Below are 12,543 nucleotides of genomic sequence, written 5' to 3' on the forward strand. Positions count from 1 at the left end.
AATCCACACCGAACCGGAAGGCCCTCACCTGTTCAAGACCCCTCAGCCGAGACCTGGCTCACCCGTCCACAACCTCCCGAGACAGAACACCTAGGTCCCGTCGCCCAGTTCCCGCAGCAGCCGGGGCAGCGCGGTCCCGATCGGCTCCCGTACGACCTCGTCGGCGATCCCGTCGTACGGTGTCGGCTCGGCGTTGACGATGATCAGGCGGGCGCCGTGGTCGGCGGCGACGCCCGTGAGGCCCGCCGCCGGATGGACCTGGAGGCTGGTGCCGACGGCGAGGAACACCTGGCACGCCTTGCTGATCGCGACGGCGTCACCGAGGACCACCGGGTCGAGGCGTTCGCCGAACATCACGGTCGCCGACTTCAGGATGCCGCCGCATCCCAGGCACGGAGGATCGTCCTCGCCGGCCTCCACGCGCGCGAGCGCGTCCCGCATCGGTCCGCGCGCGTGGCACCGGGTGCACACCACGCCGTGCGCGGAGCCGTGCAGTTCGAGCACCTTGCGGGCGGGCATCCCGGCGAGCTGGTGCAGCCCGTCCACGTTCTGCGTGATCACCCGCACCGGCACCCCGGACCGTTCCAGTCCGGCCACCGCCCGGTGCGCCGCGTTCGGCTCGGCCCGCAGGGCGCGGCTCTCACGGCGCATCTGCCAGGACCGCCGCCGGATCTCCGGGTCCCGCATGTAGTGCTCGTACGTGACGAGCTTCTCCGCCTCCGGATCCCGCCGCCACAGCCCGTCGGGCCCGCGGTAGTCGGGGATGCCGGAGTCCGTGGAGATGCCGGCGCCGCTGAGGAGGGCGACGAGGGGTTTGGCCATGCCGCCGAGGGTAGGGCGGCAGATCCGGCGTCGGCGAACGGATATCGGGCGGGCGGCGAGCGGTGCTACCGTCCCGGCATGGCCAAGGTCGCTGTCTCCCTCGATGCCGAACTGGTCGTCGAGGCCATGGTGCTCACCGGCGTGGGCAACCCCCAGGACGCCGTCGAAGTCGTCGTGCGCGACTACATCGCCCGCGGGCACCGCACCGAGGCGCGGACGGCCACGCGGGACGAGGCGCTGCGGGCGGTGGACGCGAAACCGCGCGACGTGGAGGGCTGATCCTCCAGCGGTACGGCCATGGCTACGCCACCCGGTGGCCGTTCTCCAGTTCGGCCGTGCCCGAGCCGTCCGCCAGGACGTCCAGCGCGGCCAGCACGCGCAGGCCCAGCGAACCCCGCAGATGGTCGGTGATCTCCGCGCGCGGCACCAGCCGCCAGGACAGCAGCTCCTCCTCCTGCAACCGGATCGCCTTGAGGTCGTCGTCGGTGAGGACCCCGCCGTCGTAGACGTATGCCACCAGGGGCGGCCGGTTCGTGCCGTGCGCCCAGTCCACCGTGAGCAGCCGGCCGGGTTCGCGGTCCAGGCCGATCTCCTCCAGCGTCTCGCGGCGGGCCGCCTGCCGCGGGGTCTCGCCGTCGTCGGACTCGATCGTGCCGCCCGGCAGCGTCCACCCCTCGCGGTAGTTCGGCTCGACCAGGAGCACCCGCCCCTCGCCGTCCCGGAACAGCACCGCGGCGCCGGCCAGGACGCGGGGGAGGGAGGCGATGTAGGCGGCGAAGGAAGTCTCAGCAGTGGTCATCCTGGAAGGGTAACCAGGCACCGCGCCTCCCACCCGGCTCACTGCGCGGCGCACGGGAGCGGGGACCGCCCCGGTCACGGCGCGTCCGCCCCCACCAGCCGCAGTGTCCGTTCCGCCAGCTCACTGATCCGCACCCCGTCGAAACCGAACACCGCGCTGCGCACGGTGTCCTCCAGGGGTTCCGTCCACTGGCCGGGGATGGCCCGCGCGCCGGTCAGGACCCCGGCGACCGAACCGGCCGTCGCCCCGTTGGAGTCGGTGTCCAGGCCGCCGCGGACGGTCAGCGCGAGCGTCCGCGTGAAGTCTCCGTCGCCGTAGAGGAGCCCGGCGGTGAGGACGGCCGCGTTGGGGACCGTGTGGATCCAGCCGAGGCCCGCCGTCTCCTCCGCCACCGTGGTCAGCGTGTCCTCCCAGGACAGGCGGGTGTCGTGCAGGGAGACGACACGGCGCACGGTGCGGGCGAGCCGGCAGCTCGCCGGGATCACGGCCAGCGCCTCCTCGACGGCGTGCCGGACCGTCGGCGCCGTGAACGCCGCCGAGACCAGCGCCGCCGCCCACATCGCGCCGTACACACCGTTGCCGGTGTGGGACAGCACGGCGTCGCGGCGGGCCAGCGCGGCGGCCCGGTACGGCACGCCGGGGCAGGTCCAGCCGTAGACGTCGGCACGGATCAGAGCGCCGATCCATTCCTGGTAGGGGTTGTCGTACGTCGCCGTCAGCGGAGGTTTCAGCCCGTTGGCGAGGTTGCGGTACGCGGCCCGCTCCGCCGTGAACGTCTGGAGGTACGGCAGCCGCAGCAGCCACTGCTCGCCGACCCGCTCGGTGCTGAAGCCGAAGCCGTGCGTCTCCAGCAGGTCCAGGCCGAGGATGGCGTAGTCGATGTCGTCGTCGCGGCAGCTGCCGTGGATGCGGCCGCGCACGCACTGCCGCCACTCGGGGCGCAGCGGCGCGTCGTCGTCCCCGGGGGCCGGCGCCGGCAGGTAGTCGGTGAGCGGCAGGGCGGCGGCCCGCCGCAGATAGCGGTCGATGCGCTCGCGCGTCCACACGTCGCCCTGCTCGACCGGTTTGCCGAGCATGTTGCCGGCGATCCGGCCGAGCCAGCCGCCGAGGACGCGGTCGGCGAGCTCGTGATCGGTGCCCACAGGGGTCATGGCTGCGGAGTACCCGTTTCCGGGGCCGCCGTGCGGCTCCGTCGCTGTTCGAGGGCCGGGCGGGGCATGACGGCGGGGGTCTCCTGAGGTTAAGGTCACTGCGGCGCGACTGGCCCCGACGTGCGAGGGGCCCGGAGAGCAAGGGGATGCAAGGTGGCGGACGCTGCAGCGCAGGGCACGCACAGGGTGCTCGTGGCCGCGGACAAGTTCAAGGGCTCGTTGACGGCCGTGGAGGTCGCCGAGCGGGTGACGGCCGGGCTGCGCCGGGTCGTGCCGGAGGCCGAGGTCGAGGCCCTGCCGGTCGCCGACGGCGGCGACGGCACGGTCGACGCGGCGGTCGCGGCCGGATTCGAACGCCGGGAGGTACGGGTCGCCGGGCCCCTCGGCCACGAGGTCACCGCCGCGTTCGCGCTGCGCGGTGACACCGCGGTCGTGGAGATGGCCGAGGCGAGCGGCCTCCAGCGCCTCCCGGCCGGGGTGTTCGCCCCGCTCACGGCCTCCACGTACGGCTCCGGGGAGCTGCTGCGGGCCGCGCTGGACGCCGGCGCCCGCACGATCGTGTTCGGGGTCGGCGGCAGCGCCACCACCGACGGCGGCGCGGGCATGCTGTCCGCGCTGGGCGCCCGCCTCCTGGACGAGGAGGGCGAGCCGGTCGCGCCGGGCGGCGGCGGCCTCACCGACCTGGCCCGCGTCGACCTGTCGGGCCTCGACCCCCGGCTGTCCTCCGTCGACCTGGTCCTCGCCAGCGACGTCGACAACCCGCTGACCGGCCCGAAGGGTGCCCCGGCGGTGTACGGGCCGCAGAAGGGCGCTTCCCCGGACGACGTCGAGACGCTGGACGCGGCGCTCGCGCGGTACGCGAAGGTGCTGGAGGCCGCGGTCGGCCCCAAGGCCGCGGAGTACGCCGCCGCGCCCGGCGCGGGTGCCGCGGGCGGCATCGGCTACGGAGCCCTGCTGCTCGGTGCCCGCTTCCGCGCCGGGATCGAGGTCATGCTCGACGTGCTGGGGTTCGCGCCGGCGCTGGAGCGGGCGGACCTGGTGATCACCGGCGAGGGCTCCCTGGACGCGCAGACCCTGCACGGCAAGGCGCCCGCGGGTGTCGCCGCCGCCGCCCGCGCGGCCGGCAAGGAGGTCGTGGCCGTCTGCGGCCGTCTCGCCCTGCCGCCGGAGGCGCTGGGCCGGGCCGGGATCCGGCGGGCCTACCCGCTGACGGAGGCCGAGCCGGACGTCGCCCGCTGCATCGCGGAGGCCGGGCCGATCCTGGAGCGGGTCGCCGAGCGGATCGCCCGGGACTACCTGGTCTGAGCGGGCTCCTCCCCGCCGATCGCGTCCAGCTCCGCCTCCGCGTCCCCCGGCAGCGCCAGCCCGGCCGCCGCGAGGTTCTCGTGGAGGTGGGCCAGGGACGACGTGCCCGGGATGAGCACGACGGCCGGGGAGCGCCGCAGCAGCCAGGCCAGCGCCACCTGCTGGGGCGTGGCCCCGAGGCGGGCGGCGACCCGGCTCAGCGTCCGGGATTGCAGGGGGGTGAAGCCGCCCAGCGGGAAGAAGGGCGCGAAGGCGATGCCCTCCGCCGCGCAGCGGTCGAGGAGGGCGTCGTCGTGCCGGTGGGCCAGGTTGTAGAGGTTCTGGACGGTGACGACGGGCGCGATCCGCTGCGCCTCGGTCAGCTGCCGGCCGGAGGCGTTGCTCAGACCCAGGTGACGGATCAGCCCCTCCTGGCGCAGCTCCGCCAGGGCGCCGAACCGCTCGGCGAGCGGCTCCTCGTCCGGGGTGTGCTGTCCGCCGATCCTGAGGTTGACCACGTCCAGCGCGTCCACGCCCAGGTGCCGCAGGTTGTCGTGGACCTGGGCCCGCAGGTCGGCGGGGGCCAGCGAGGGCAGCCAGGCGCCGTCCGCGCCCCGGCGGGCGCCGACCTTGGTGACGATGTGCAGGCCCGCGGGGTAGGGATCGCCGAGGGCCTCGCGGATGAGTTCGTTGACCACGGCGGGGCCGTAGAAGTCGGCGGTGTCGATGTGCGTGACGCCCGCGTCCACGGCCGCGCGCAGCACCGCGACCGCCTCGGCGCGGTCCTTCGGCGGGCCGAAGACGTTCGGCCCGGCCAGCTGCATCGCGCCGTAGCCCATCCGGGTCAGGGTCAGTCCGTCGGCGGGGGTGAGCGTGCCGCCGAGGGGGGACGCGGCCGTTCCGCCGGCCGGGGTCGCGCTCGTGCCGCCGTGGCGCGGGTTGTCGTAGGTCATGTCGTCGTGCCTTCCGGGTGGATCGGGGTGACGGCTCCACCCTGCGTCCCGCGCCCGGCCCGGTGGCAGAGCCCTGGGGTTCCTGGTGGTGACGGGGCCAGGCACCCGCGCGGGGCCCGGCCGTACGGTGGACGCATGAACGGGACGAACGCCCTCGGTGACTTCCTGCGGGCCCGGCGGGCCCTGGTGCGGCCGGAGGACGTCGGGCTGCCCGGCGGCGGCCTGCGGCGGGTGCCGGGGCTCCGGCGCGAGGAGGTGGCGCTGCTCGCCGGGATCAGCGCGGACTACTACCTGAGGCTGGAGCAGGGCCGGGACCGCCGTCCCTCGGCGCAGGTGCTCCGGGCCGTCGCCCGGGTGCTGCGGCTGGATGCGGACGCCGCCGCCCACCTCGCGGCGCTGGTCCAGGACCGGCCCACCACCGCACGCGGGCCCGCCCGTGAGCACGTCCCGCCCAGTGTCCTCCAGCTCATCGACGGCTGGCCGCGCACCCCGGCCTACGTCCAGAACCGGTTCACCGACTGCCTCGCGGCGAACGCCCTGGCCGCGGCCCTCTCCCCGAACTACGCCCCCGGCGTCAACCTCCTGCGCGCGGTCCTGCTCGACCCCGCCGAGCGCGCCCTGCGCCGCGACTGGGAGGAACTCACCGAGGAGGCGGTGGGCATCCTGCGGGGGCAGGCGGGACCGGATGTCGACGATCCGCGGCTGAGGGAGCTGGTCGGCGAGCTGTCCGTGCGCAGTGACCGCTTCCGTACCCTGTGGGCGCGTCACGACGTCCAGCCGAGGCGGGGACGGGTGAGCCGGATGCACCACCCGCAGGTCGGTGACCTCGACCTTCACTCGAACAAGATGACGATCGACGGGACCGGCGGTCTCACCCTGGTCGTCTTCCACGCCGAACCGGGCAGCCGCCACGCCGAGCTCCTCGACCTCCTCGGCAGCCTCGCCGCGACCGGCACGCCGGGCCCGGACTTCGATCGGGATCCGGCGTGCGACCGGTGACCGGGATCCCGTGTCCGGCCGGTGACCGGTGACCGGCGTCCGGGGACGCCGAAGGCCCCGGACCGGGGAGGTCCGGGGCCTTCGACGTCGTCGGACCGCCACGGGCGCTAGGGCAGCTGTGCCGCCCGTGCCTCGCGCCGGTTGTCGCGGAAGTTGTTCACCCGGCGGGCCGTGGCGAACAGCGGGATGACCGCGCCCATGACCAGCTGGAGGGCGCAGCCCGTCTGGAGGAGGAGCTGGCCGCTCGGGGCGTCGAAGGCCCACCCCGCCAGCAGACCCATCGACAGGACGATCCACGAGAGCATCGCGCCGGCGAGGCGGCCCCGCGGCTTCGGGTATTCCACCCGGCTCACCATCAGCCAGGCGGTCCCCAGGATGGCCAGGAGCGTCGCCACGAAGGGCAGCTCCAGCAGCACGATCGAGACGACCGTCAGCGCGCCGAACGGGGAGGGCATGCCCTGGAACATGCCGTCCTTCATCGTCACGCACGAGAAGCGGGCGAGCCGCAGCACCACCGCCAGCAGCACCACGATCGCGCCGACCGCCGCCACCCGCTGGTGGGCGTCGTCGGCGACCATGCCGTAGACCAGGACGAAGTAGGCCGGGGCGAGGCCGAAGCTGATCAGGTCGGAGAGGTTGTCCAGCTCCGCGCCCATGGGCGAGGAGCGCAGCTTGCGCGCCACCAGACCGTCGAAGAGGTCGAAGACCGCCGCGCAGAGCATCAGGATGACCGCCGTGGCCGCGCTGTGGCGGGCCATGCCGGACTCCTGGCTGCCGGTGAGGTGCGGGATCAGGATGCCGGTGGTGGTGAAGTACACCGCCATGAAGCCGCACGTGGCGTTGCCGAGGGTGAGGGTGTCCGCTATCGACAGCCGGAGAGAGAGGGGCATCTCCTCCTCTTCGTCCACCTCGTCGGCCTCGGGCACCCAGCCCGCCTGTGTCTCGGGGTCAATCACGGTCAATGCGAGTCACCCCAGCCACGGTCTTCTGCCCGACCTCGACCGCGATCTCCACGCCCTCGGGCAGGTAGATGTCGACGCGCGAGCCGAAGCGGATGAGACCGATCCTCTCGCCCTGCTCGACCTTCGTGCCCTCCGGGACGTAGGGGACGATACGGCGGGCGACGGCGCCGGCGATCTGGATCATCTCGATGTCACCGAGCTCGGTGTCGAAGTGCCAGACGACGCGCTCGTTGTTCTCGCTCTCCTTGTTGAACGCCGGCACGAACCCGCCCGGGATGTGCTCGACCGACGTCACCGTGCCGGCCAGCGGCGCGCGGTTGACGTGGACGTTGAGCGGGCTCATGAAGATCGCGACGCGGGTCCGTCCGTCCTTCCACGGCATGATGCTCTGCACCACTCCGTCGGCGGGGGAGATGACCCGGCCCTGCGCGATCTCACGCTCGGGGTCGCGGAAGAACCACAGCATGCCCGCGGCGAGAGCGGTGGCGGGTACGGCGACGGCCTTGGCGACACCCGAGCGGCGGGCGCGGACCAGGCTGACGGCTGCGGTGGCGACGGTCGGAAGGAGCCACGGCGATGCTCCGCGCGCAAGGCGTACGCCGGCCAGGCTGTCGCGAGGTGCAGAGGTTTGGCTGTGGGGCATGGATGACCTTCGTAGCGGATGATGCCGCGCTTCGACAGGGGGACGGCGGCTTTCCCGCGATCGTAGCGGTTCTGTGCGGCAACTGGGCAAGCCAGGAAGCCGAGTCGGCGGCGGGAGCGAGTTGACGGGGTGTGATCTTCTTCTCGAAGAAAACACCCCCAACCCGGACATCTAGCCTTGGAACTTATACTCCTCGAGCAGCCTGCGCCCGATGATCATTTTCTGGATCTCGGCGGTACCTTCACCGATCAGCAGCATCGGGGCCTCACGGTAGAGGCGCTCGATCTCGTACTCCTTGGAGAAGCCGTAGCCGCCGTGGATCCGGAAGGAGTCCTCCACGACCTCCTTGCAGTACTCGGAGGCGAGGTACTTCGCCATCCCTGCCTCTAGGTCGTTTCGTTCACCGGAGTCCTTTTTGCGAGCCGCGTTGACCATCATGGCATGGGCGGCCTCGACCTTGGTAGCCATCTCGGCCAGCTTGAACTGGATGGCCTGGTGCTGCGCGATCGGCCGGCCGAACGTGTGCCGCTGCTGGGCGTACCGCACCCCCAGCTCGAACGCGCGCTGCGCGACGCCGCAGCCGCGCGCCGCGACGTTGACCCGGCCCACCTCCACGCCGTCCATCATTTGGTAAAAACCTCGCCCCGTCACCCCTCCGAGCACGCGGTTCTCCGGAACCCGCAGGCCGTCCATGATCAGCTCGGTGGTGTCGACGCCCTTGTACCCCATCTTGTCGATCTTGCCCGGGATGGTGAGGCCGGGGCGGACCTCGCCGAAGCCGGGCTCCTTCTCCACGAGGAACGTCGTCATCGACTTGTGCGGGGCGGTGCCCTCGGGGTGTCCTTCGTCACTGCGGACGAGGACGGCGACGAGCGAGGACGTGCCGCCGTTGGTCAGCCACATCTTCTGGCCGTTCAGGACGTACGCGTCGCCGTCCTTCACCGCCTTCGACGTGATCGCCGACACGTCGGAGCCCAGAGCGGGCTCCGACATCGAGAACGCGCCGCGGACGTCCCCGGCGGCCATCCTCGGCAGGAAGTGGTCCTTCTGCTCCTGCGTGCCGTGCTGCTTGAGCATGTACGCCACGATGAAGTGCGTGTTGATGATGCCGGAGACGGACATCCAGCCGCGGGCGATCTCCTCCACGCACAGCGCGTACGTCAGGAGCGACTCGCCCAGACCCCCGTACTCCTCGGGGATCATCAGGCCGAACAGGCCCAGCTCCTTCAGTCCGTCGACGATCTGCTGGGGGTACTCGTCGCGGTGCTCCAGCTCGGTGGCGACCGGGATGATCTCCTTGTCCACGAAGTCGCGGACGGTGGAGAGGATCTCCTCCTGGACGTCCGTGAGACCCGCGGTCCGGGCGAGACGGCTCATTTCCGCTTCTCCTGGGTCTTCGGCTCGGGGCGGCCGGGCTGCTCTCCGCCGCGCTCCTTGATGTACGTCTCGGTCGGCACCATCACCTTGCGGCGGAACACGCACACCAGCGTGCCGTCCTGCTTGTGGCCCCGGGTCTCGACGTGGACGATCCCGCGGTCGTCCTTCGACCTCGACGGCCACTTGTCCAGCACGGTCGTCTCGCCGTAGATCGTGTCGCCGTGGAAGGTCGGCGCCACGTGCTTCAGCGACTCGATCTCCAGGTTGGCGATCGCCTTGCCGGAGACGTCCGGGACGGACATGCCGAGCAGCAGCGAGTAGACGTAGTTGCCGACGACGACGTTCTTGCCGAAGTCCGTCGTCCGCTCCGCGTAGTGCGCGTCCAGGTGGAGCGGGTGGTGGTTCATGGTGAGGAGGCAGAAGAGGTGGTCGTCGTACTCCGTGACCGTCTTGCCCGGCCAGTGCTTGTACACGGCACCGACCTCGAACTCCTCGTAGGTGCGCCCGAACTGCATCGCGCTCACGGCCCTCTCTAGTCGGCGGGGATCTCGAACGTGCTGGTGCGCCGCATGCCGGCGGCGCGTCCTTTGCCCGCGATGACCAGGGCCATCTTGCGGCTGGCCTCGTCGATCATCTCGTCGCCGAGCATCGCGGAGCCCTTCTTGCCGCCGGCCTCGGACGTGCAGTACTCGTACGCGTCCAGGATCAGCTCGGCGTGGTCGTAGTCCTCCTGGGAGGGGGAGAAGACCTCGTTGGCGGCGTCCACCTGGCCGGGGTGCAGCACCCACTTGCCGTCGAAGCCGAGCGCCGCGGCACGGCCGGCCACCTCGCGGAAGCCGTCGACGTTGCGGATCTGGAGGTAGGGGCCGTCGATGGCCTGGAGGTCGTTGGCGCGGGCGGCCATCAGGATCTTCATCAGGATGTAGTGGTAGGCGTCCGCCGGGTAGCCGGGCGGCTGCTCGCCCACGACCAGCGACTTCATGTTGATCGACGCCATGAAGTCGGCCGGGCCGAAGATGATCGTCTCGGTGCGCGGGGAGGCCTGCGCGATCTCGTTGACGTTGTTCAGGCCCTGCGCGTTCTCGATCTGCGCCTCGATGCCGATCCGGCCGACCTCGAAGCCCATCGTCTTCTCGATCTGGGTGAGGAGGAGGTCCAGGGCGACGACCTGCTGGGCGTTCTGCACCTTCGGCAGCATGATGCAGTCGAGGTTCTGCCCGGCGCCCTCGACGACGGTCACGACGTCGCGGTACGTCCACTCCGTCGTCCAGTCGTTGACGCGGACCACGCGCGTCTTGCCGGTCCAGTCGCCCTCGTTGAGGAACTTGACGATGGTGTGCCGCGCCTCGGGCTTGGCGAGCGGGGCGCACGCGTCCTCCAGGTCGAGGAAGACCTGGTCCGCCGGGAGGCCCTGCGCCTTCTCCAGGAAGCGGGGGTTCGAGCCCGGCACGGCCAGACAGGAGCGCCGGGGGCGAAGGCGGTTGACGGTCGTCATGCGGGGACCTCCAGGGGGTCGAGCTTGTTCGCTTTCCGGATCTCGTCGACGATGCGGCCGATGATCCCGGTGATGTCGAAGTCCTTCGGGGTGAAGACGGCGGCGACTCCGGCGGCCCTCAGCCGCTCGGCGTCACCCCTCGGGATGATGCCACCGGCGATCACCGGGATATCTGTGGCACCGGCCACACGCAGCCGGTCCAGCACGTCCGGGACGAGCCGGGCGTGCGACCCGGAGAGGACGGAGAGGCCGACGGCGTGCACGTCCTCGGCGAGGGCGGCGTCCACGATCTGCTCGGGGGTGAGCCGGATGCCCTGGTAGACCACCTCGAACCCGGCGTCCCGGGCCCGGACGGCGATCTGCTCGGCGCCGTTGGAGTGCCCGTCCAGGCCGGGCTTGCCGACCAGGAAGCGCAGCTTGCCCACGCCGAGGTCGGCCGCCGTCCGCTCCACCGCGCGGCGCACCCCGGACAGGGCCGAGCCGTCCCGCGCGGCCACGGCGACCGGCGCCGACGACACGCCCGTCGGGGCCCGGAACTCGCCGAACACCTCCCGCAGCGCGCCCGCCCACTCACCGGTGGTGACGCCGGCGCGGGCGCACTCCAGGGTGGCCTCCATGAGGTTGTCGGTGCCCTTGGCCGCCTCCTTCAGCCGCTCCAGCGCCTTGCAGGGGCGGGGGTGGTTGAACGGCGGCTGGTAGCGGGTGTCGCGCCAGTTCCGGAGCGAGGCGACGACACGGGCCTCGACGGCCGGGTCGACCGTCTGGACCGCGGTGTCGAGGTCGGCCGTCAGCGGGTTCGGCTCGGTCGTCTCGAAGACGTTGACGCCCACGATCTTCTCCTGGCCGGACTCGATCCGGGCCCGGCGCTCGGCGTGCGAGGCGACCAGCCGCGACTTCAGGTAGCCGGACTCGACGGCGGCCATCGCCCCGCCCATCTCCTGGATCCGCTCGATCTCCGCGAGGGACTCCTCGACCAGCCGGTCCACCTTCGCCTCGATCACCTTCGAGCCCTCGAAGATGTCGTCGTACTCCAGCAGGTCGCTCTCGTGGGCGAGGACCTGCTGGATGCGCAGCGACCACTGCTGGTCCCAGGGGCGGGGCAGGCCCAGCGCCTCGTTCCAGGCGGGCAGCTGCACGGCACGCGCGCGGGCGTCCTTGGAGAGGGTCACCGCCAGCATCTCCAGCACGATCCGCTGGACGTTGTTCTCCGGCTGCGCCTCGGTCAGCCCGAGGGAGTTGACCTGGACGCCGTAGCGGAAGCGGCGGTGCTTGGGGTTCTCGATGCCGTACCGCTCGCGGGTGATCCGGTCCCAGATGCGGCCGAAGGCGCGCATCTTGCACATCTCCTCGACGAAGCGGACGCCCGCGTTGACGAAGAAGGAGATCCGGCCGACGACGTCGCCCATGCGGTCCTGGGGCACCTGGCCGCCGTCGCGCACGGCGTCGAGGACGGCGACGGCGGTGGACATCGCGTACGCGATCTCCTGGACCGGTGTGGCCCCGGCCTCCTGGAGGTGGTAGCTGCAGATGTTGATCGGGTTCCACCTCGGCAGGTGGGCGACCGTGTACGCGATCATGTCCGTCGTCAGGCGCAGGCTCGGCCCCGGCGGGAACACATGGGTGCCGCGGGAGAGGTACTCCTTGACGATGTCGTTCTGGGTCGTGCCCTGGAGCCGCGTGAGGTCCGCGCCCTGCTCCTCCGCGACGACCTGGTAGAGCGCCAGCAGCCACATGGCGGTGGCGTTGATGGTCATCGAGGTGTTCATCCGCTCCAGGGGGATGTCCTGGAACAGCCGGCGCATGTCACCGAGGTGCGCGACCGGCACGCCCACCCGGCCGACCTCGCCGCGGGCGAGGACGTGGTCGGGGTCGTAGCCGGTCTGGGTCGGCAGGTCGAACGCGACCGACAGACCGGTCTGGCCCTTGGCGAGGTTGCGCCGGTACAGCTCGTTGGACGCCTCGGCCGTGGAGTGACCGGCGTACGTGCGCATGAGCCACGGCCGGTCCTTCTCCCGCTGCCCGTCGGCAGGCTGACGCTCAGTCATCTATGACCTCGGA

The 12,543-nt window shown here is 71.9% G+C and carries 13 protein-coding genes; 3 read left to right on the top strand and 10 right to left on the bottom strand.

Going from position 1 to position 12,543, the window contains the following annotated elements:
* Positions 1-90: 90 nt before the first annotated feature.
* Positions 91-822, bottom strand: coding sequence for an SIR2 family NAD-dependent protein deacylase (locus tag ACZ3KJ_RS28380; protein WP_467531104.1), 732 nt, complete (start codon positions 820-822; stop codon positions 91-93).
* 78 nt (positions 823-900) lie between these two features.
* Between ACZ3KJ_RS28380 and ACZ3KJ_RS28385 the strand changes: the two genes are divergently transcribed.
* Complete coding sequence (locus ACZ3KJ_RS28385) at positions 901-1,101, top strand: DUF2191 domain-containing protein (RefSeq protein WP_467531105.1); 201 nt, start codon at positions 901-903, stop codon at positions 1,099-1,101.
* Between the two features lie 22 nt (positions 1,102-1,123).
* Here ACZ3KJ_RS28385 and ACZ3KJ_RS28390 read toward each other — a convergent pair whose 3' ends face one another.
* Both ACZ3KJ_RS28390 and ACZ3KJ_RS28395 read right to left on the bottom strand, forming a co-directional pair.
* Positions 1,124-1,621, bottom strand: a complete 498-nt coding sequence (locus tag ACZ3KJ_RS28390) for an NUDIX domain-containing protein (protein WP_389514718.1) — start codon at positions 1,619-1,621, stop codon at positions 1,124-1,126.
* A 74-nt stretch (positions 1,622-1,695) separates the two neighbouring features.
* On the bottom strand, positions 1,696-2,772 hold the full coding sequence (locus ACZ3KJ_RS28395; RefSeq protein ID WP_467531107.1) for an ADP-ribosylglycohydrolase family protein: 1,077 nt from the start codon (positions 2,770-2,772) through the stop codon (positions 1,696-1,698).
* A 186-nt stretch (positions 2,773-2,958) separates the two neighbouring features.
* Here ACZ3KJ_RS28395 and ACZ3KJ_RS28400 point away from each other — a divergent pair, with 186 nt between their 5' ends.
* Complete coding sequence (locus tag ACZ3KJ_RS28400) at positions 2,959-4,077, top strand: glycerate kinase (protein WP_467531314.1); 1,119 nt, start codon at positions 2,959-2,961, stop codon at positions 4,075-4,077.
* On the opposite strand, the gene ACZ3KJ_RS28405 is transcribed toward ACZ3KJ_RS28400, so the two are convergent.
* Positions 4,065-5,009 (bottom strand): oxidoreductase, encoded by a 945-nt coding sequence (locus tag ACZ3KJ_RS28405; RefSeq protein WP_467531108.1) that lies wholly within the window; start codon positions 5,007-5,009, stop codon positions 4,065-4,067. The two genes, ACZ3KJ_RS28400 and ACZ3KJ_RS28405, sit on opposite strands and share 13 nt — an antisense overlap.
* A 135-nt stretch (positions 5,010-5,144) precedes the next feature.
* On the opposite strand from ACZ3KJ_RS28405, the gene ACZ3KJ_RS28410 reads away from it, so the two are divergent.
* Positions 5,145-6,008, top strand: coding sequence for a helix-turn-helix domain-containing protein (locus ACZ3KJ_RS28410; RefSeq protein WP_467531109.1), 864 nt, complete (start codon positions 5,145-5,147; stop codon positions 6,006-6,008).
* Positions 6,009-6,115: 107 nt separating this feature from the next.
* On the opposite strand, the gene pssA is transcribed toward ACZ3KJ_RS28410, so the two are convergent.
* The 6 genes from pssA to ACZ3KJ_RS28440 form a co-directional block, all read right to left on the bottom strand.
* Positions 6,116-6,934: a CDP-diacylglycerol--serine O-phosphatidyltransferase gene (gene pssA / locus ACZ3KJ_RS28415; RefSeq protein WP_389515920.1), complete on the bottom strand. Its 819-nt coding sequence runs from the start codon at positions 6,932-6,934 to the stop codon at positions 6,116-6,118.
* Positions 6,935-6,956: 22 nt separating this feature from the next.
* The gene (locus tag ACZ3KJ_RS28420; protein WP_467531110.1) at positions 6,957-7,613 is read right to left on the bottom strand and encodes a phosphatidylserine decarboxylase; all 657 of its coding nucleotides are present in this window, start codon (positions 7,611-7,613) and stop codon (positions 6,957-6,959) included.
* A 171-nt stretch (positions 7,614-7,784) separates the two neighbouring features.
* Entirely contained in the window at positions 7,785-8,990 is a 1,206-nt protein-coding gene (locus tag ACZ3KJ_RS28425) for an acyl-CoA dehydrogenase family protein (protein ID WP_467531111.1), read from the bottom strand.
* Entirely contained in the window at positions 8,987-9,505 is a 519-nt protein-coding gene (locus ACZ3KJ_RS28430; RefSeq protein WP_389515918.1) for a MaoC family dehydratase, read from the bottom strand. The genes ACZ3KJ_RS28425 and ACZ3KJ_RS28430 overlap by 4 nt, the downstream gene beginning before the upstream one ends.
* A 17-nt stretch (positions 9,506-9,522) precedes the next feature.
* Positions 9,523-10,485, bottom strand: coding sequence for an HpcH/HpaI aldolase/citrate lyase family protein (locus ACZ3KJ_RS28435; protein ID WP_389514711.1), 963 nt, complete (start codon positions 10,483-10,485; stop codon positions 9,523-9,525).
* Positions 10,482-12,530 (bottom strand): protein meaA, encoded by a 2,049-nt coding sequence (locus ACZ3KJ_RS28440; protein ID WP_467531113.1) that lies wholly within the window; start codon positions 12,528-12,530, stop codon positions 10,482-10,484. Before ACZ3KJ_RS28440 ends, ACZ3KJ_RS28435 begins: the two co-directional genes overlap by 4 nt.
* Positions 12,531-12,543: the final 13 nt, after the last annotated feature.

This window comes from Streptomyces sp. NPDC003248 (assembly GCF_055563235.1).

What these genes read in the sequence shown, in the direction of transcription:
- ACZ3KJ_RS28380 (WP_467531104.1), bottom strand. Translation starts at nt 822, where the DNA reads ATGGCCAAACCCCTCGTCGCCCTCCTCAGCGGCGCCGGCATCTCCACG.
- ACZ3KJ_RS28385 (WP_467531105.1), top strand. Translation starts at nt 901, where the DNA reads ATGGCCAAGGTCGCTGTCTCCCTCGATGCCGAACTGGTCGTCGAGGCC.
- ACZ3KJ_RS28390 (WP_389514718.1), bottom strand. Translation starts at nt 1,621, where the DNA reads ATGACCACTGCTGAGACTTCCTTCGCCGCCTACATCGCCTCCCTCCCC.
- ACZ3KJ_RS28395 (WP_467531107.1), bottom strand. Translation starts at nt 2,772, where the DNA reads ATGACCCCTGTGGGCACCGATCACGAGCTCGCCGACCGCGTCCTCGGC.
- ACZ3KJ_RS28405 (WP_467531108.1), bottom strand. Translation starts at nt 5,009, where the DNA reads ATGACCTACGACAACCCGCGCCACGGCGGCACGAGCGCGACCCCGGCC.
- ACZ3KJ_RS28410 (WP_467531109.1), top strand. Translation starts at nt 5,145, where the DNA reads ATGAACGGGACGAACGCCCTCGGTGACTTCCTGCGGGCCCGGCGGGCC.
- ACZ3KJ_RS28420 (WP_467531110.1), bottom strand. Translation starts at nt 7,613, where the DNA reads ATGCCCCACAGCCAAACCTCTGCACCTCGCGACAGCCTGGCCGGCGTA.
- ACZ3KJ_RS28425 (WP_467531111.1), bottom strand. Translation starts at nt 8,990, where the DNA reads ATGAGCCGTCTCGCCCGGACCGCGGGTCTCACGGACGTCCAGGAGGAG.
- ACZ3KJ_RS28430 (WP_389515918.1), bottom strand. Translation starts at nt 9,505, where the DNA reads ATGCAGTTCGGGCGCACCTACGAGGAGTTCGAGGTCGGTGCCGTGTAC.
- ACZ3KJ_RS28435 (WP_389514711.1), bottom strand. Translation starts at nt 10,485, where the DNA reads ATGACGACCGTCAACCGCCTTCGCCCCCGGCGCTCCTGTCTGGCCGTG.
- ACZ3KJ_RS28440 (WP_467531113.1), bottom strand. Translation starts at nt 12,530, where the DNA reads ATGACTGAGCGTCAGCCTGCCGACGGGCAGCGGGAGAAGGACCGGCCG.